Annotated in this window: 16 protein-coding genes; 4 read left to right on the top strand and 12 right to left on the bottom strand. The window is 73.6% G+C overall.

Annotated features, from left to right (window positions below):
* The first annotated feature begins 74 nt into the window (after positions 1–74).
* Entirely contained in the window at positions 75–680 is a 606-nt protein-coding gene (locus tag ABZW14_RS06975; protein WP_355341046.1) for a thymidylate kinase, read from the top strand.
* Positions 681–695: 15 nt separating this feature from the next.
* Here ABZW14_RS06975 and ABZW14_RS06970 read toward each other — a convergent pair whose 3' ends face one another.
* The 4 genes from ABZW14_RS06970 to ABZW14_RS06955 all read right to left on the bottom strand — a co-directional run bounded on the left by ABZW14_RS06970 (position 696) and on the right by ABZW14_RS06955 (position 5,519).
* Positions 696–2,906, bottom strand: coding sequence for a transglycosylase domain-containing protein (locus ABZW14_RS06970; RefSeq protein ID WP_355341043.1), 2,211 nt, complete (start codon positions 2,904–2,906; stop codon positions 696–698).
* 94 nt (positions 2,907–3,000) lie between these two features.
* Positions 3,001–3,795, bottom strand: a complete 795-nt coding sequence (locus ABZW14_RS06965) for a hypothetical protein (protein WP_355341040.1) — start codon at positions 3,793–3,795, stop codon at positions 3,001–3,003.
* 139 nt (positions 3,796–3,934) lie between these two features.
* Entirely contained in the window at positions 3,935–5,041 is a 1,107-nt protein-coding gene (locus ABZW14_RS06960) for an SPFH domain-containing protein (protein ID WP_355341038.1), read from the bottom strand.
* Positions 5,042–5,045: 4 nt separating this feature from the next.
* On the bottom strand, positions 5,046–5,519 hold the full coding sequence (locus ABZW14_RS06955) for an NfeD family protein (protein ID WP_355341035.1): 474 nt from the start codon (positions 5,517–5,519) through the stop codon (positions 5,046–5,048).
* A gap of 89 nt (positions 5,520–5,608) precedes the next feature.
* Between ABZW14_RS06955 and ABZW14_RS06950 the strand changes: the two genes are divergently transcribed.
* Positions 5,609–6,922, top strand: coding sequence for a serine hydrolase domain-containing protein (locus ABZW14_RS06950; RefSeq protein WP_355341032.1), 1,314 nt, complete (start codon positions 5,609–5,611; stop codon positions 6,920–6,922).
* Positions 6,923–7,164: 242 nt separating this feature from the next.
* On the opposite strand, the gene ABZW14_RS06945 is transcribed toward ABZW14_RS06950, so the two are convergent.
* Positions 7,165–7,977 carry a DUF3097 domain-containing protein gene (locus tag ABZW14_RS06945; RefSeq protein WP_355341029.1) on the bottom strand — a complete coding sequence of 271 codons (813 nt, stop codon included), beginning with the start codon at positions 7,975–7,977 and terminating at the stop codon, positions 7,165–7,167.
* Positions 7,978–8,137: 160 nt separating this feature from the next.
* On the opposite strand from ABZW14_RS06945, the gene ABZW14_RS06940 reads away from it, so the two are divergent.
* Positions 8,138–8,932 carry a hypothetical protein gene (locus tag ABZW14_RS06940; protein ID WP_355341026.1) on the top strand — a complete coding sequence of 265 codons (795 nt, stop codon included), beginning with the start codon at positions 8,138–8,140 and terminating at the stop codon, positions 8,930–8,932.
* Between the two features lie 7 nt (positions 8,933–8,939).
* Here ABZW14_RS06940 and ABZW14_RS06935 read toward each other — a convergent pair whose 3' ends face one another.
* The 7 genes from ABZW14_RS06935 to ABZW14_RS06905 all read right to left on the bottom strand — a co-directional run bounded on the left by ABZW14_RS06935 (position 8,940) and on the right by ABZW14_RS06905 (position 15,966).
* Positions 8,940–9,806, bottom strand: coding sequence for an HAD-IIA family hydrolase (locus ABZW14_RS06935; RefSeq protein WP_355341579.1), 867 nt, complete (start codon positions 9,804–9,806; stop codon positions 8,940–8,942).
* Positions 9,755–10,786 (bottom strand): ferrochelatase, encoded by a 1,032-nt coding sequence (locus ABZW14_RS06930; RefSeq protein WP_355341023.1) that lies wholly within the window; start codon positions 10,784–10,786, stop codon positions 9,755–9,757. The genes ABZW14_RS06935 and ABZW14_RS06930 overlap by 52 nt, the downstream gene beginning before the upstream one ends.
* A 64-nt stretch (positions 10,787–10,850) precedes the next feature.
* On the bottom strand, positions 10,851–11,618 hold the full coding sequence (gene fabI / locus ABZW14_RS06925; RefSeq protein ID WP_355341020.1) for an enoyl-ACP reductase FabI: 768 nt from the start codon (positions 11,616–11,618) through the stop codon (positions 10,851–10,853).
* Between the two features lie 23 nt (positions 11,619–11,641).
* Positions 11,642–12,346 (bottom strand): 3-oxoacyl-ACP reductase FabG, encoded by a 705-nt coding sequence (fabG, locus tag ABZW14_RS06920; protein WP_355341017.1) that lies wholly within the window; start codon positions 12,344–12,346, stop codon positions 11,642–11,644.
* 595 nt (positions 12,347–12,941) lie between these two features.
* On the bottom strand, positions 12,942–13,892 hold the full coding sequence (locus tag ABZW14_RS06915; RefSeq protein ID WP_355341014.1) for a VWA domain-containing protein: 951 nt from the start codon (positions 13,890–13,892) through the stop codon (positions 12,942–12,944).
* A complete protein-coding gene (locus ABZW14_RS06910) occupies positions 13,889–14,881 on the bottom strand; it encodes a DUF58 domain-containing protein (protein ID WP_355341576.1) in 993 nt (330 codons plus the stop codon). Before ABZW14_RS06910 ends, ABZW14_RS06915 begins: the two co-directional genes overlap by 4 nt.
* Positions 14,860–15,966, bottom strand: a complete 1,107-nt coding sequence (locus tag ABZW14_RS06905; RefSeq protein WP_355341011.1) for a MoxR family ATPase — start codon at positions 15,964–15,966, stop codon at positions 14,860–14,862. The genes ABZW14_RS06910 and ABZW14_RS06905 overlap by 22 nt, the downstream gene beginning before the upstream one ends.
* Before the next feature lie 240 nt (positions 15,967–16,206).
* Between ABZW14_RS06905 and ABZW14_RS06900 the strand changes: the two genes are divergently transcribed.
* Entirely contained in the window at positions 16,207–16,437 is a 231-nt protein-coding gene (locus tag ABZW14_RS06900) for a hypothetical protein (protein WP_355341008.1), read from the top strand.
* Positions 16,438–16,451: the final 14 nt, after the last annotated feature.

Genomic DNA, 16,451 nt, shown 5'->3' with positions numbered 1-16,451 from the left:
TCCGGCCGGCCGGATCCGACAACCGGCCCGGTTTTTCTTCGGAGGATTTGCCCGGGGCGGCTATGGTCCGGTCCGTGGCCCGCCCCGTGATGATCGCCCTGGTCGGTGTCGACGGCTCCGGCAAGAGCACCCAGGCGCGGGCGCTCGCCGCCCGGCTGACGGCCCGGGGCGTCCCGGCGACCTACTTCGAGAACGCCGGTGGCCGGCCGCTGTGGAACCGGCTGGCCCGCGCGCTCGGCCGGCGAGACGGGGTGGCGCTGTTCGGCCGTACCCTCTATCCGGCGCTGGAGGCGACGGTCCGCGCGCTGGCCATGGCCCGCACCGTGCTGGTGGCCCGGCTGACCGGGCGCACGGCGGTGCTGGACCGCTGGACCTGGTGCCAGGACGTGATCATGGCCGCCCGGGGTGACCGTGGGCGGCGCGCGGTCCGGGCCGCGTACGCGGTCTTCCCGCGCCCCGCCGTGGTCTGTTTCCTGGCCACCGCGCCCGAGGTGGCGCAGCGGCGGGTGGCCGCCCGGGGCATCGACACCGAGGAGTTGGCGCACCTGCGGGCGCTGGACGCCGCCTACCGGGCGCTGCCCGAGTTCACGACGTTCGTGGTGCTCGACGGCGACGCCACCCCCGACGAGGTGGCCGCGGCGCTCGACCGGGCGGTGTCACCCCTGCTGGTGGCGGGGTGACACCGCGGGTCGTGGTCAGCCGCGGCCGCGGCCCTGGAGCCAGCGCAGCAGGTCCGAGGGCAGGTTCTGCTGGTCCTGCTGGCGCCGGTCGGGCTGCGGGGTGGGCGTGGGGCGGGGCTGCGGGCGCTGCGGGTTACCGGCCAGCTCGCGGCTGGGCGCCGTGAAGTCCTTCACCGGCTTGCCGTCCACCGCCGTCTTGATCACCCGGGCGACCGCGTCGATCACCCGGGCCTGCACGGCCGAGCCGACCAGGTCGGTCGAGTCGTCCGGGTTGGCGGCGATGCCGGCCACGGCCACCTGCGGGGTGAACCCCACGAAGGTCTCCGTGGCGTTCTGCTCGGAGCTACCGGTCTTGCCGGCCACCGGGCGGCCGACGATCCGGTCGACGGAGGTGGCGGTGCCGCCGTTGCACTGCCCGTACGCCGACTGCTGGCCGACCGGGCAGCGGGCCGCGTCGGTCGCCGCCCGGGCCACGTCGGCGTCGAGCACCTTCTTGCAGGAGGGCTGGCCGACGTCGACCTTGTCGCCGTTGGCCGCGGTCACCGACACCACCGGCAGCGGGGTGCAGTACGTCCCCTCGGCGGCCACGGTGGCGTACGCGTTGGCCAGGTCGAGCGGGGTGGTGGCGGCGACGCCCAGGGTGAACGCGCCCCAGTTCTCCGCGTCGTCCTTCGCGAAGGCGGCGTCGGAGTCGGCCCGGAAGGTGATGCCGAGCCGCTGCGCCATCTCCACGACCTTGTCCTCGCCGACCTGCTCGGCCAGCCACACGAAGTAGGTGTTCACGGAGCGGCCGAAGCCGTCCCACATCATCCGGTAGCCGTCCATCCACTCGGGGTTGGCGTTGGCCGGGCACCATTTGCCGTCGCAGTTGCCCTCGGCGTCGGAGCCGTACCGGGTGGGCAGCTTCGCGGGGGCGTCGAAGCCGGTGGCGAGCGGCTTACCCGCCTCCAGCGCGGCGAGCATGGTGAACATCTTGAACGTCGAGCCGGCCTGGTAGCCGTCGACGCTGGCGCCGCCGGAGATCAGCGGGTTGACGGTGTTCGGGTGGTTCGCCTGCCCGGCCGGGTTGTCGGCGAGGCTGTAGTGCCGGTTGACCGCCATGGCGAGCACGCGGCCGGTGCCCGGCTCGACGGCGGCGATCGGCAGGGCGCGCTTGTTGCCGTAGCCGTAGACGGCGGTGGCCTGCTTCTGGGCGGTCTGCTGGATCTTCGGGTCGAGCGTGGTGACCACGCTGTAGCCGCCGCGGCGCAGGGCCTGCTCGCGCTCCTTCACGGTGTTGCCGAAGGCCGGCTGGGCGAGCCACCACTGGCGCAGGTAGTCGCAGAAGAAGCCCCAGTCGTCGTGGCCCTGGGCGACCGCGGTGCAGCCGTTGGGCTGGGCGGTCGGGTGCAGGGTGAGCGGCTGCGCCTTGGCGGCGGCGGCCTGCTGCGCCGTGATCGCGCCGGTCTCGGCCATCGAGTCGAGCACGTACACCCGGCGGGCGAGCGCCTGGTCCTTGTCGCCGTCGATCGGGCTGTACTCGTCGGGCGACTGGACCAGGCCGGCGAGCAGCGCCGCCTCGCCCACGGTCAGGTCGGCCGGGGCCTTGCCGAAGTAGCGCTGGCTGGCCGCGGCGACGCCGTACGCCCCGGAGCCGAAGTACGCGATGTTGAGGTAGCGGTTGAGGATCTCGTCCTTGCTGAGCGTCTGCTCCAGCGCGTTCGCGTACCGGATCTCCTGGAGCTTGCGCCCGACGGTCTGCTCGGTGGCGGCCTGCCGCTCCTCGGCGGTGCGGGTCGGGTCGGTCTTGAGCACGTTGCGGACGTACTGCATGGTCAGCGTCGAGCCGCCCTGCTCGGTGCCGCCACCCTTGACGTTGGCGACCAGGGCACGGGCGATGCCGCGCAGGTCCGCGCCGCCGTGCGAGTAGAAGCGGCGGTCCTCGGCCGCGATGATCGCCTGCCGCATCACCGGGGCGATCTCGGCGAGGGGGACGTCGGTGCGGTTCACGTCGTAGAACGTGGTGATCAGCGTCTTGCCGTCGTTGGCGTAGAGGTACGAGCGCTGCGGCTGCGCGGGGGTGCGCAGCGCGTCGGGCAGCTCCGCGTACGCCCCCAGGCCGGCCTTGGCCGCGAGCCCGCCGAGCAGGCCGCTGGGAAGCGCGGCGACCGCGAGGACGAGCCCGGCGAGAACGCCGGCGAGGAGCACGGTGAAGAGCCGCGACAGCGGCGACCGGGGAGACGGCATGCACCCCAGGATTACCGCGAATACGGCGATTCGGCCACCCCGCCAGGCAACTGTCAGTTACCTCACGGCGACTTCCCAGCCACTTCTCCCCGCCTCAGGTGGGGCGGGGGCCCCTCGTGGGGGCGGGCGGGGTGGCCGTCACGCTGGCGGCCAGCGCGTCCTGGGCGATCACCGCCGGCACCAGGCGGCCGGAGCGGTAGCCGATGCCGATGCCGGCGATCAGCACGAAGATCGCGCCGAAGGTCTGCAGGGAGCCGATGAGCGCGCCGCCCAGGCCGAGCAGCGGGGCGGCGATCATCAGCATGATCCCGTCGCCGTAGGAGAACATCCCGGACCGGGCGACCGACCAGCCGGTGAGGAACCAGCCCAGGCTGTAGAAGGTGGCGCCGACCAGCACGAGGCTGCGCGCGGTGGTGCCGAAGACCGGTGCCTCCTCGGCCAGCCCGGCGAACGGCAGCATGAGCACCATCCCGCCGATGCTGGCCAGCAGCCCGACGAGGGCGATCCGCCGGCACCGGGTCGCGGCCAGCAGGCCGGTCAGCGCCAGCAGGGCGAGCAGCCCGAGCCAGACCGCGGCCACCCAGCCGATGAGGTAGACCGGCTGGCCGTCGGCCGGATAGGGGTCGTTGCCCACCCCGCCGTCGCTGGCCATCGCCACCAGGCCGTAGAGGACCGCGTACGCGGGCAGCAGCCAGACCGCCGCGCGGGCGAACCGGCGGACCGACCAGGCCCAGCTCGCGTCGGTGGCCGGGGCGGCCGGCCCGGGCTCGGAGACGAACGGCAGCACCCCGAACCCGCCCCCGGTTCGCCGGGTGCCGAGCGGCCCGGCCGGGTCGTGCGCGCCGGGGACCGGGGTCCTGGAGAAAAGCCGGTTCGCCGGATCCTTCATGCGTCACCTCGCTCCACACGCGGGCGGCGGGGGGACGCGCGACGGCGCCCCGGCCCTGCCCTCCACCCGTCCTGAGACCGATGGTGGCAGGCGCCGGGGCGCCGTATGAGCGATTCTCGGATTTGTCGGCGGGGGCCGGTCAGCCCCGTTCGCGCTGATCCGACGGGTCGTTGAGCAGGCTCTGCGGGGAGACCGGCTCGGGCGCCGGCAGCCCCTGCGGGGCGTTGCCGCCGGTGGCCTGCGCCTCGGCGACGCGTACCTCGTCGTGGATCTCCTGGGCCGCGGTGGCGGCGGCCTGCGCGGCCTCGGCCGCCTCCCGCTCGACCTCGCCGGCGCTCTTGGTGGCCTCCGGCGACGGCACGTCGCCGACCATGTTGGCCAGGCCGCCGAGCGCGCCGCCCATGCCCTCCAGGGCCTTGGTCAGCTCGGTCGGGACGATCCAGACCTTGTTGGCGGTGCCGTTGGCGATCTGCGGCAGCGCCTGAAGGTACTGGTAGGCGAGCACCTTCTGGCTCGGGTTGGCCTGGTGGATCGCGTCGAAGACCGTACGGATCGCCTTGGCCTGGCCCTCCGCCTGGAGGATCCGGGCCTGCCGGTCACCGTCGGCGCGCAGCACGGCGGCCTGCTTCTCACCCTCGGCCGTGAGGATCTGCGACTGCTTGTGCCCCTCGGCGTTGAGGATGGCGGCGCGGCGGTCCCGCTCGGCGCGCATCTGCTTCTCCATCGAGTCGCGGATGCTCGGCGGCGGCTCGATCGCCTTGATCTCGACCCGGGTCACCTTGATGCCCCAGCGGCCCGTGGTCTCGTCCAACACCCCGGATAGGTGCCGGTTGATCTCCTCGCGGCTCGTCAGCGCCCGCTCCAGGTCGAGCGAGCCGATCACGTTGCGCAGCGTGGTGACGGTGAGCTGCTCGATGGCCTGGAGGAAGTTGGAGATCTCGTAGGTGGCCCGGACCGAGTCGACCACCTTGAAGTAGAGCACCGTGTCGATCGAGACGACGAGGTTGTCCGAGGTGATCACCGGCTGCGGCGGGAAGCTGACCACCTGCTCCCGCATGTCGACCTTGGTCCGCACCGCGTCGATGTACGGCACCAGCAGGTTGAGCCCCGGGTTCAAGGTCCGCTTGTACTTGCCCAGCCGCTCCACCACGTCCTGGCGCTGCTGCGGCACGATGCGCACGGCCTTCACGAGCGTCACCACGACGATCACGGCGACGGCGATCAGAACGATCGCTGCAAACTCCATATCCTCACCTTTCCCCTTGGGGCAGCCCGCCCGGGGTGGAAATCTCGTCCTGCCAGACCAGGGCGGTCGCGCCCCGGACCTTTATCACCTGCACCCGCTCACCCGCCGCGTAGCTGCGCGTCGCGTCGTACGAGCGGGCCGTCCACAGCTCACCGTCGATCTTGACGAGCCCGCGGTCGGCGTCCACCGCCTCCAGCACCACGGCCGTGGACCCCTCGATCGCCTCGACGCCGAACGGCTGGTCGCCGCTCTCCAGCGCCGGCATGGCGTGCCGCTTGATCACCGGCCGGACCAGGGCCACCGACAGCGCGGAGACCACCGCGAAGACCAGCGCCTGGAGGGCGACCGGCGCTCCGAGCGCGGCGGCGCCGGCGGCGGCGAACGCACCGGCCGCGAACATGATCAGGAAGAGCGTCGTCGTGAAGATCTCGGCGACCGCCAGCAGCACACCCAGCACGATCCAGAACACGGCGTCCACCCTTGAATCGTGACACGCCGACGCACCCCGCAACGACCCGCATGATCATCTAAGCTCGGCAGCGCGCCGACGACGCCGAGGAGGACGCCATGACCCTGCTGCCCGAGACCGCCCGACAGGTGGACCTGCTGGTCGCCAGGGCGCAGGCGGAGGGGCGCGGCCCCTCCCTCGCCCTCGGCGTGGTCCGGGACGGCGCCCTGGCGCACGTCGCGCTCGCCGGCGAGCAGCCCCGCCCCGACGCCGACCTCCAGTACCGGATCGGCTCGATCAGCAAGACCATGACCGCCGTGCTGGTGATGCAGCAGCGCGACGCCGGCCGGCTGGCCCTGGACGACCCGCTGGACAAGCACCTGCCCGGCACTCCGGTCGGCGCGCTCACCCTGCGCCAGCTGCTCGGGCACGCGAGCGGCCTCCAGCGGGAGCCGGACGGGCAGTGGTGGGAGCGGGCCGCGGGCACGGACCTGGAGACCCTGCTCGCCGGGCTCACCCCGGCGAAGATCGCCCACCCGCCCCACCACGTCTACCACTACTCGAACCTGGCGTACGGGCTGCTCGGCGGGGTGCTGGAGCGGATCACCGGCACACCCTGGGCCGACCTGCTCCGCGAGCGGCTGCTCGAACCGCTGGGCATGCGCCGCACCACCTACCACCCGACCGAGCCCTACGCCCGCGGCTACGTGGTGCACCCCTGGCACGAGACGCTGCGCGAGGAGCCGCGTACCGACACCGGGGCGATGGCGCCGGCCGGCCAGCTCTGGTCGACGGTCGAGGACCTGGCCCGCTGGGCCGCCTTCCTGGCCGACCCGGCTCCCGACGTTCTCGCCCCGGCGACGCTGACCGAGATGTGCGCGCCCGTGGTGATCAGCGACCTGGACGCCTGGACCGGCGGCCACGGCCTGGGCGTGGAGCTCTACCGCGTCGGTGACCGCGTGTACGTGGGCCACGGCGGCTCGATGCCCGGATACGTCGCCGGCCTGGCCGTGCACCGCCCCACCCGCACCGCCGTGGTCGACTTCGCCAACTCGTACGGGCTGCGCGCCGGCCACCACGTCGTCGCCCTGGCCCGGGAGATCGTCACCCTGGTGCTCGACGCCGAGCCGGCCGCCCCCACCCCGTGGCGCCCCGCCGAGGCGCCGCCCGCCGAGCTTGCCGACCTGACCGGCCGCTGGTGGTGGATGGGCGGTGAGTACGAGTTCCGCATCGACCCCGCCGGCGACCTGGTGGGCGGCCAGGTGGGCCGCCCGCTGCTCCGCTTCACGCCGGAGGCGCCCGACCGCTGGCGCGGCCGCTCCGGCTCCCAGGACGGCGAACTCCTCACCGTCATCCGCGACGAGAGCGGCCACCCGGTGGCCCTGGACATCGCCACCTTCGTCTTCACCCGAAACCCCGACGAGGAGCCCTGACCGCCCCGAGCGGCCAACCAGATCCCTTCCAGCCGCTACAGACTTGATGACGCAGGTGACTCATCCCGCGGAACCATGACGCAGGTGACTCATCCCGCGGAACTTGATGACGCAGATGAGTCACCCCGCGATCCGTCCGCGTCATCAAGTTCGTAGCGCCCCCAAAGGTTCCCACCCACCGACTGCCGGCACCGACCCGCGCAGCCCGCGCACGACGGGCCGGGGGCCTGAACCGCAACCACTCACGAAGGCAACGTCACGAAATCGATCAGACGCTCCATCGCGTTGATCAACGGCGTCTCCACATCAGCGAAACTGTCCACCCGGGACAGAATGCGCCGCCACATCTCCGCCGGCTCGCCCACCCCGAGCGCCGCGCAGACGCCCTCCTTCCACGGCCGCCCCGGCGGCACCACGGGCCAGGCCGGGATGCCCAGCGCCCGGGGCTTCACGGCCTGCCACACGTCGACGTACGGGTGCCCGGTGACCAGCACGTGCGGCGAGGTGACCTGCGCGACGATCCGGCTCTCCTTCGAGCCGGGCACCAGGTGGTCGACCAGCACACCGAGCCGGCGGCCCGGGCCGGGCTCGAAGGCGCGCACCTCGGCGGCGAGGTCGTCGATGCCGTCGAGGGGTTCCACCACGACGCCCTCGATCCGCAGGTCGTCGCCCCAGATCCGCTCGACCAGCGCCGCGTCGTGCACGCCCTCGACCCAGATCCGGCTGGCCTTGGCGACCTGCGCCCGGACGTTGTCGACGGCGATCGAGCCGGAGGCGGTGCGCCGCCGGGCGGCGGGCACCGGGGCGCGGGCCGGGCGGCGCAGCGTGACCGGCTGGCCGTCGAGCAGGAACGCGGCGGGCAGCAGGGGGAAGTTGCGCCGCCGGCCGTGCCGGTCCTCCAGGACCACGGCGCCGGAGTCGAACCCGACCACCGCGCCGCAGAACCCGGAGTCGGCGTCCTCGACCACCAGGTCGGGTTCGGCGTCGACCTCCGGGATCACCTTCCGCCGCCGCCAGTCGCCCGCCAGCACGTCGCCGTCGTATCGCCCCGCCATGTGATCACGCTAGCCACCGGCCCGGCGCGCCGCCCGGCGACGCGCCGACCAGGAGCCCCACCGGCGGCACAGAAAGGGGCGAAGGGGGTAGTTGGGGGCAGGTCACGCCGCCGGAGCGGCAGCCGAGACAGCGACGGCGGCGAGCACGTACCCTTTCGGCATGTCCTCCCCCGCAACGGGCGCGGCCACGCTGGCTCCGCGCCGGTCGAGCCGCTTCGTCGCCTGGGTACGCGCCTGGCGCGCCGGCCTGGTGCCGTTCGACGAGGTCGCCGACGAGATCGCCGGCGACGAGGAGCACCTGGTCGCCGACGCCCCCGGCACCTGGACCGACGTGTCCCTGCGGGAGGCGCTGCCCAGCCTGGCCAAGCTCTCGCCGGACGAGATCCGCCTGGTGCTGCCCGCGCCGGGCGACCCGCGCGGGCTGCCCGGTCCCGGCGACTTCACCGGCGCGGCGCTGCTGGCCGGCGAGGCCGTGGTGGCCAGCGGGCTCGGTTTCGTCCCGGAGGTGCGCACGCACACCTCGGGCTCGGGGATGACCTGGGAGACGGTGCTCTGGCGGGTCTACCCGCTGCCGGCCGACGCGCCGAAGGCGTCGCTGATCGCGCCCGGCGCCGCCGAGGCGGAGGCCGAACTGGCCACCGCGCTGGCGGAGACGACCGCCGCGCTGACCCGGCTCGACGTGGCCCAGTGGCGGCCCGAGCTGGCCGGCGCGCTCGCCGCGCTGCGCCGCCCGGACAGCGGTACGGACCTGCCCCCCGGCTTCGACCCGCGGTCCCGCCGGCTGTTCGCCCGCGCGGCCGTGCTGGACCGGGTGCTCGCCCTGGCCGGGGAGAGCGCCCCGGGCGGGGCCGTGAACACCTTCGAGGCGCAGCAGCGGGACGCGGCGCTGCGGCCGTTGACCACCGCCTGCCGGCAGGCCCTGGTGGCCGCCTGCAACGCCCCGCTGCGCCCCTGAGCCCGGCTCAGACCTCGTCGATCAGGTCGGCCACGGAGTTGACGATCCGGGACGGCCGGTAGGGGTAGCGCTCGGCCTCGGCCCGGCTGCTGATCCCGGTGAGCACCAGGATCGTCTCGAGCCCGGCCTCCAGGCCGCAGAGGATGTCGGTGTCCATCCGGTCGCCGATCATCGCGGTGGACTCGGAGTGCGCGTCGATGGTGTTCAACGCTGAGCGCATCATCATGGGGTTGGGCTTGCCCACGAAGTACGGCTCCACCCCGGTCGCCTTGGAGATCATCGCGGCCACCGAACCGGCGGCCGGCAGCGCGCCCTCCACCGACGGGCCGGTGGCGTCCGGGTTGGTGCAGATGAACCGGGCCCCGTCGTTGATCAGCCGGATCGCCTTGGTGATCGCCTCGAAGCTGTAGGTGCGGGTCTCCCCCAGCACCACGTAGTCGGGGGCGAAGTCGCTGAGCACGTAGCCCACCGCGTGCAGCGCCGTGGTGAGACCGGCCTCGCCGATCACGTATGCGGTGCCGCCCGGCCGCTGGTCGGCCAGGAACTGGGCGGTCGCCAGCGCCGAGGACCAGATCGCCTCCTCCGGCACGTCCAGCCCCATCCGGGCCAGCCGGGCCTGGAGGTCGCGCGGCGTGTAGATCGAGTTGTTGGTGAGCACCAGGAACGGCTTGCCGGAGGCGCGCAGCCTCTTGACGAACTCGGGTGCGCCGGGCACCGGCTGCCCCTCGTGCACCAGCACACCGTCCATGTCGGTGAGCCAGCTCTGCACCGGCTTGCGGTCATGCATGTGTCGTCCCCACGGGGTGTCGGAGGTGGTCCGGCTCAGGGCCGGCGGGCCGGGGGCACGCAGCACAGCGCCGGGCAGGTGTCCCAGGTGGGCAGTTCGCCGAGGCGGCGGAAGTAGCGCTCCCCGTCCGGGGCGTGCCGCTCCAGCACCAGCTCGCGGACCATCGCCACGAACCGCGGGTCGGTGCCCGGCGTGCCGGCGCGGACGAAGTCCTGGCCGAGCTGCTTGGCCGTGTCGAGGGCCTCGGTGTCCAGGTCCCAGACCACCTCCAGGTGGTCCGAGACGAACCCGATGGGGCTGACCACCACGCCGGTCACGCCCTGGCCGGCCAGCGTGGCCAGGTGATCGTTGATGTCCGGCTCCAGCCACGGCACCTGCGGCGGCCCGGAGCGGCTCTGCCAGACCAGGTCGTAGGGCAGGTCAGGCGCGGCGGCGGCGTGCACCAGCCGGGCGGTCTCGGCGAGCTGGGCGGTGTAGCGGCCGCCGTGCGGGCCGGCGGTGGCGGCCGCCGACACCGGGACCGAGTGCGCCGTGAACACCAGCCGGGTGCTCTCCCGCCGGGCCGGGTCGAGCTGCGCCAGCGCGGCCCGGACCGCGTCGGCGTGCGGCTCGACGAAGCCCGGGTGGTCCCAGAACTGGCGCAGCTTCTCGATCAGCGGGGCGTCCGGGCCGACCGCGGCCCGGGCCGCGGCGATGTCCTCCTGGTACTGCCGGCAGGACGAGTAGCCGCCGTAGGCGCTGGTGACGAAGGCCAGGGCCCGCTGGACGCCGTCGTCGCGCATCTGCGCCACCGTGTCGGCGAGCATCGGGTCCCAGTTGCGGTTGCCCCAGTAGAGCGGCAGGTCGAGGCCGTTCGCCGCGAAATCCGCCCGGATGGCGGCGAGCAGGTCACGGCACTGCTGGTTGATCGGGGACACCCCGCCGAAGTGCTGGTAGTGCTCGGCGACCTCGGCGAGCCGCTCGGGCGGCACGCCGCGGCCCCGGGTCACGTTCTGCAGGAAGGGCAGCACGTCCTCGGGCCGCTCCGGGCCGCCGAAGGAGACCAGCACCAACGCGTCGTACGCCATGGTGTCATTCTCCCCCGACGGCCGGGACGATCCGGCGGCCACCCCGGGACGTGGGGTCCGGGTCTCAGGCGCCGATGGCGTGGTAGCCGCCGTCGACGTGGACGATCTCGCCCGTGGTGGCCGGGAACCAGTCGGACAGCAGCGCCAGGCAGGCCCGGGCGGCCGGCTCCTGGTCGGTCAGGTTCCAGCCCAGCGGGGCGCGCTCGGCCCAGGCGTCCTCGAACTGCTCGAAGCCGGGGATGGACTTGGCGGCGATGGTGCGCAGCGGCCCGGCGGCGACCAGGTTGCTGCGGATGCCCCGCTTGCCCAGGTGCAGGGCCAGGTAGCGGGAGGCGGACTCCAGCCCGGCCTTGGCCACGCCCATCCAGTCGTAGACCGGCCAGGCCTTGGTGGCGTCGAAGGTGAGGCCCACCACGGCGCCACCCTCGGACATCAGCGGCAGCGCCGCCATGGCCAGGGACTTGTAGGAGTAGGTGGAGACCTGAAGGGCGGTCGCCACGTCCTCCCAGGGCGCGTCGAGGAAGCCGCCGCCGAGGCAGCTCTGCGGGGCGAAGCCGATGGAGTGCACCACCCCGTCGAGGCCGTCGACGTGCTCGCGCACCTTGTCGGCCAGCCCGGCCAGGTGCTCGGCGTTGGTGACGTCCAGCTCGATCACCGGCGCCGGCTCGGGCAGCCGCTTGGCGATCCGCTCGACCAGGGAGAGCCGGCCGTAGCCGGTGAGCACGACCTGCGCGCCGTTCTCCTGGGCGAGCTTCGCCACCGAGAAGGCGATCGAGGCGTCGGTGATGACGCCGGTGACCAGCAGCCGCTTACCGGCCAGGAGTCCGGACATAGTGCAGTTCCCTCCGTACTTTCTCAGTGACCCATGCCCAGGCCGCCGTCGACCGGGATGACGGCGCCGGAGACGTACGCGGCCGCGTCCGAGGCGAGCCAGGTGACCGCCGCGGCGACCTCCTCCGGACTGGCCATCCGGCCCGCCGGGATCGACTTGCGGATCTCCGCCTTGCGCTCCTCGGGCAGCCCGGCGGTCATGTCGGTGTCGATGAAGCCGGGCGCCACCACGTTCGCCGTGATGTTGCGGGTGCCCAGCTCGCGGGTGATCGACCGGGCCACGCCGACCAGGCCGGCCTTGCTGGCCGCGTAGTTGACCTGGCCCGCGCCGCCGGCGAGGCCGACGACCGAGGAGATGAAGATCATCCGGCCCCACTTGGCCCGGAGCATCTTCGTCGAGGCCCGCTTGGCGCAGCGGAACGCGCCGGTGAGGTTGGTGTCGAGCACCCGGGTGAACTGCTCCTCGGACATCCGCAGAAGCAGCGTGTCGTCGGTGATGCCGGCGTTGGCCACCAGCACCTCGACCGGGCCGAGTTCGGCCTCGACGGCGGCGAACGCGGCGTCGACCGCCTCGGCGTCGGTCACGTCACACTTCACGCCGAACAGCCCCGCCGGGGCCTCGCCGCTGCGGTGGGTCACCGCCACCCGGTCGCCCTGCTTGGCGAAGGCCTGCGCGATGGCCAGGCCGATTCCCCGGTTTCCGCCGGTCACCAGCACGGTACGGGCCACGGTTCCCCCTCTGCTCAGCTGATCTCTCGGTCGGTCGGAGCCTAGGGGTTACCCGGGGGTAAGCGCTAACCCGTGCCAGGTCGGCGGCCTGCCCGGCGACCCGGTCGGCCCGGGCCGGCGGACCGGTCGGCCGAGTGCGTGCCGCGGGGGCGCCGGGTGTACGATGATCGACGTTTGCGGGCAGTGGATCGCCCGCGTGCCGGGCCCCGCCGACCGCAGGAGGTGATCGCTGTGCGAGATAGCGATCCTCCCAGTCGTGGCCGGGCCGACCGTCAGCCCCGCTGAGCCACGACTCAGTCGGCAGCGCTGACCCCGCTTCCCGCCCTCCGCACCGCCCCGCTCTCCTCGGCGCTCCCGCCGGGGCGACTGTTCTGCGCGGTCCGGCGGAGCACCCCGGTCACGACTTCGTGCGCGTACGCCCTGATCCACCCCCGCGGTCCGCCCCGCCCCGGACCGCCGTCGCCACGGAGCAGTCCCATGAGCCGTTACGTCGCCCCGCTGGGCTTCACCCTCGCCGCCGTCTGGGTGGCCGTCCTCTTCGTCCTGGCCGGCGGCGGTCACTGACCACCACCGGCCGGGCCCCGGCCGCCCCGCCTCAGATCAGGCGGGACGACCAGAGCAGGCTCGACGCCCCCGCGCAGAGCGCGAGGAGCAGCGCTATCCCCGCGTACCACTGGGTGATCTCCCGCGGCTCGGTCCGGAACCCGATCGAGCTGCCCATGTCCTGGTAGACCTGCTTCAGCTCGCTGACCGAGGCCGCCTCGTAGAAGTAGCCCTGCGTGGTCTCCGCGAGCTGCGACAGCGCCATCCGGTCCACCGGCACCCGCTGGAGCTGACCGCCGATGTCCACCTGGCCCGAGTCGGTGCCGAACGCGATGGTGGAGACCGGCACGTTGGCCGCCTGCGCCGCCGCGGCCGCCTCCTCCACCGAGCGGCCCGAGGTGCGGTAGCCGTCGGAGAGCAGCACGATCCGGGCCGGCGGGATGCCGGCCGCGCCGTCCGCCGGCACCGAGCGGATCGCCTCCAGGCAGGTGAAGACCGCCTCACCGGTGGCGGTCGCCTCGGCCAGCACCAGCCCGTCGATGGCCGTGGTCACGGCGCCGCGGTCCTTGGTGGGCGGCACCAGCACGTTGGCCGACTTGGCGAAGGACACCAGCCCGAGGTTGTAGCTCTCCGGCAGCTCGCCGACGAACTGCTTGGCCGCCTCCTGCGCCGCCTCCAGCCGGTTCGGCGCCACGTCGTCGGCCTGCATCGACAGCGACACGTCGATGGCGAGCATCACGGTCGCCCGTTCGAGGGGCTCCTTGGTGTCGATCGCCGGCCGGGCCAGCCCCGTGGCGAGCACCAGCAGGCAGAGCAGGAACGCGGTGGCCGCCACGTGCCGCCGCCAGCCCAGCCCCTTCGGCGCCAGGGTGCGCAGCAGGTCCACGTTGGTGAACCGCATGGCGTAGTGCCGGCGGTGCAGCTGCCGCCAGACGTACGCGGCGGCGAGGGCGAGCACCGGCAGCACGGCCAGCAGCCACCACGGTTGCAGAAAACGGATCATCGAGTCGTCCCTCGGGTGCGGGCGTGCCGCTGCGCGGCCACGAAACGCACCATGTCCAGCAGCCAGTCTCGGTCGGTACGCAGTCGCAGGTGGGCCGCGCCGGCGGTGCGCAGCTCGGCGGCGATCGCCGCGCGCTGGGCGGCCGCCGACTCGGCGTAGCGGCGGCGCAGGCGCGGGTCGGCGGTCTGCACCTCGTGCAGCTCGCCCGTCTCCGGGTCGACCACCGGCAGCACCCCCACGTCGGGCAGTTCCAGCTCGCGCGGGTCGACCACCTCGACGGCCAGCACGTCGTGCCGGACCCGCAGCTTACGGATCGGCCGGCCCCACTGCTGCGGCGGCGCGAGGAAGTCGGAGATCACCACGGCCACGCCCCGCCGGCGCGGCGGGCGGTTGAGCATGTCGACGAGGACGCCCAGGTCGCTGCGGCCGGGCCGGACCTCCGTGCCGGCGATGGCCCGCAGCAGCCCCTGCGCCTCCTTGCGGCCGGCGCGGGCGGGCAGCCGTTGCAGGGTCCCCGGCCCGGCGGGCGGGGAGCCGCCCCGCCGGCGACCCGCCGGCACGGGCGCGCCGGTGCCGACCACCGCGCCGATCCGGTTGCCGCCCCGCACGGTCAGGTGGGCCAGGGCGGCCGCCGCGGCGACCACCACGTCCCGCTTGAGCCACCGCCCGGTGCCGAAGTCCAGGCTCGCCGAGAGGTCGACCGCCAGCCAGGTCTCCAGCTCCCGGTCGGCCACCGTACGCCGGACGTGCGGCATCGTGGTGCGGGCGGTGACCGGCCAGTCCATCCGGCGTACGTCGTCGCCGGGGCGGTATTCACGCGACTCCCCCGCCTCGCTGCCCGGGCCGGGCAGCAGCCCGGCGTAGTCGCCCTGGAGCAGCCCGTCGAGCTTCCGGGTGACCATGAGCTGCAACCGGGCGAGGACGGCGCCGGAGCGCTCGCCGCTGGCCGGCAGCCGGGCTGGTGGGGTCACGGCCGCTGCCCGGGCCAGCCGCCGTGCGGGACGGCCGGTGGCGGCGGCGTGGCCTGCTGGCGCGGCGCGACCGCGGGCAGCGGGATGGTCGACATCACCCGGTGCACGATGTGGTCGGCCGGCACGTCGTCGGCGAGCGCGTCGTAGCTGAGCACCAGCCGGTGCCGCAGGATGTCCGGGGCGATGTCCTGCACGTCCTGCGGCAGGGCGTAGTCGCGGCCGCGCAGCAGCGCCAGCGCCCGGGTGGCTCGCACCAGGCCGAGCGAGGCGCGCGGGCTGGCGCCGTACTGGATGAGCTGCGCGACGTCGGGCATGCCGTGCTCGGCGGGGGCCCGGGTGGCGAGGACCAGCCGGACCGCGTAGTCGACCAGCGCGTTGTGGACGAAGACCTGGTCGGCCTTGTGCTGGAGCGCGATGAGGTCCGGGGTGTCGAACACCCGGGCCGGCTCGGGCGGGGCGACGCCCATCCGGTAGACGATCTCCCGCTCCTCGGCGTCGGTCGGGTAGCCCACCACGATCTTCATGAGGAACCGGTCCCGCTGCGCCTCCGGCAGCGGGTAGACGCCCTCCTGCTCGATCGGGTTCTGGGTGGCCATCACCAGGAACGGGTCGGGCACCCGGTGGGTCTCGCCGCCGATGGACACCTGGCGTTCGCTCATCACCTCCAGCAGCGCCGACTGCACCTTCGCCGGGGCCCGGTTGATCTCGTCGGCGAGCAGGAAGTTGACGAAGACCGGCCCCAGCTCGACGTCGAACTTCTCGCTGGACTGCCGGTAGATCCGGGTGCCCATGATGTCGGCCGGCACCAGGTCCGGGGTGAACTGCACCCGGGCGAACGACCCGCCGACCACCCGGGCCAGGGTCTCCACGGCGAGGGTCTTGGCGACGCCGGGCACACCCTCCAGCAGGCAGTGGCCCCGGGCGAGCAGCGCCACGAACATCCGCTCGACCATCCGGTCCTGGCCGACGATCACCCGCTTGATCTCGAACAACGCCCGCTCCAGCAGGGTGGCGTCCTGCGCCGGGGTGGTGGTCGCCGGGGGCGGCGCGTCCGGCGCGGCCTCGGTCGGGGTCGGGGCGTCGGGCGTGGTCGGCTGGGCCACCGGTCCTCCACAGCATGGTCGTCGTCGCGGCGTGGTGCGTATCAAGACTGTCATGCCCAGCTGAGAGCCGAGGGTGGGAGAGGGACGAATTTCGCCGCGCCGTCCCCTGGCACGGAAAACCCTGAACACGGGTGGACAACATGGGGTCCGGCGTGTGTACGATTCACCCCGTCGCCGGGCGGCTCCCCCCGTGGCCGCCCGGCGCTAAAGCTCCCGGCGTGCGGCCCTAGACTCGCCCCGGTGACCACTCCCACTCCCCCCGACGACGCGCTGATCTGCTCGGCGCGGGGTTGTCGTGCACCCGCCGTGTGGGAGCTGCGCTGGAACAATCCCCGCCTGCATCAGCCCGAGCGGCGCAAGACGTGGCTGGCCTGTCCCGCGCACCGCGGATCCCTGGGCGACTTCCTCGACGCGCGCGGCTTCCTGCGCGAGGTCGTACCGGTGCCCGGATCGCCTACGCTCGAATCGTGAGCGAGCGCAGCGGA

Origin of the sequence: Micromonospora sp. NPDC004551 (genome assembly GCF_040609975.1) — a bacterium.
Lineage (GTDB): Bacteria > Actinomycetota > Actinomycetes > Mycobacteriales > Micromonosporaceae > Micromonospora.
Note: the sequence above shows the minus strand (reverse complement) of the source record. Positions and strands in the feature narration are given on the sequence as shown.

Coding starts and splice junctions, on each gene's coding strand:
- ABZW14_RS06940 (WP_355341026.1), top strand. CDS start 8,138: ATGTCCTCCCCCGCAACGGGCGCGGCCACGCTGGCTCCGCGCCGGTCG.
- ABZW14_RS06965 (WP_355341040.1), bottom strand. CDS start 3,795: ATGAAGGATCCGGCGAACCGGCTTTTCTCCAGGACCCCGGTCCCCGGC.
- ABZW14_RS06945 (WP_355341029.1), bottom strand. CDS start 7,977: ATGGCGGGGCGATACGACGGCGACGTGCTGGCGGGCGACTGGCGGCGG.
- ABZW14_RS06970 (WP_355341043.1), bottom strand. CDS start 2,906: ATGCCGTCTCCCCGGTCGCCGCTGTCGCGGCTCTTCACCGTGCTCCTC.
- ABZW14_RS06950 (WP_355341032.1), top strand. CDS start 5,609: ATGACCCTGCTGCCCGAGACCGCCCGACAGGTGGACCTGCTGGTCGCC.
- ABZW14_RS06960 (WP_355341038.1), bottom strand. CDS start 5,041: ATGGAGTTTGCAGCGATCGTTCTGATCGCCGTCGCCGTGATCGTCGTG.
- fabI (WP_355341020.1), bottom strand. CDS start 11,618: ATGTCCGGACTCCTGGCCGGTAAGCGGCTGCTGGTCACCGGCGTCATC.
- ABZW14_RS06915 (WP_355341014.1), bottom strand. CDS start 13,892: ATGATCCGTTTTCTGCAACCGTGGTGGCTGCTGGCCGTGCTGCCGGTG.
- ABZW14_RS06930 (WP_355341023.1), bottom strand. CDS start 10,786: ATGGCGTACGACGCGTTGGTGCTGGTCTCCTTCGGCGGCCCGGAGCGG.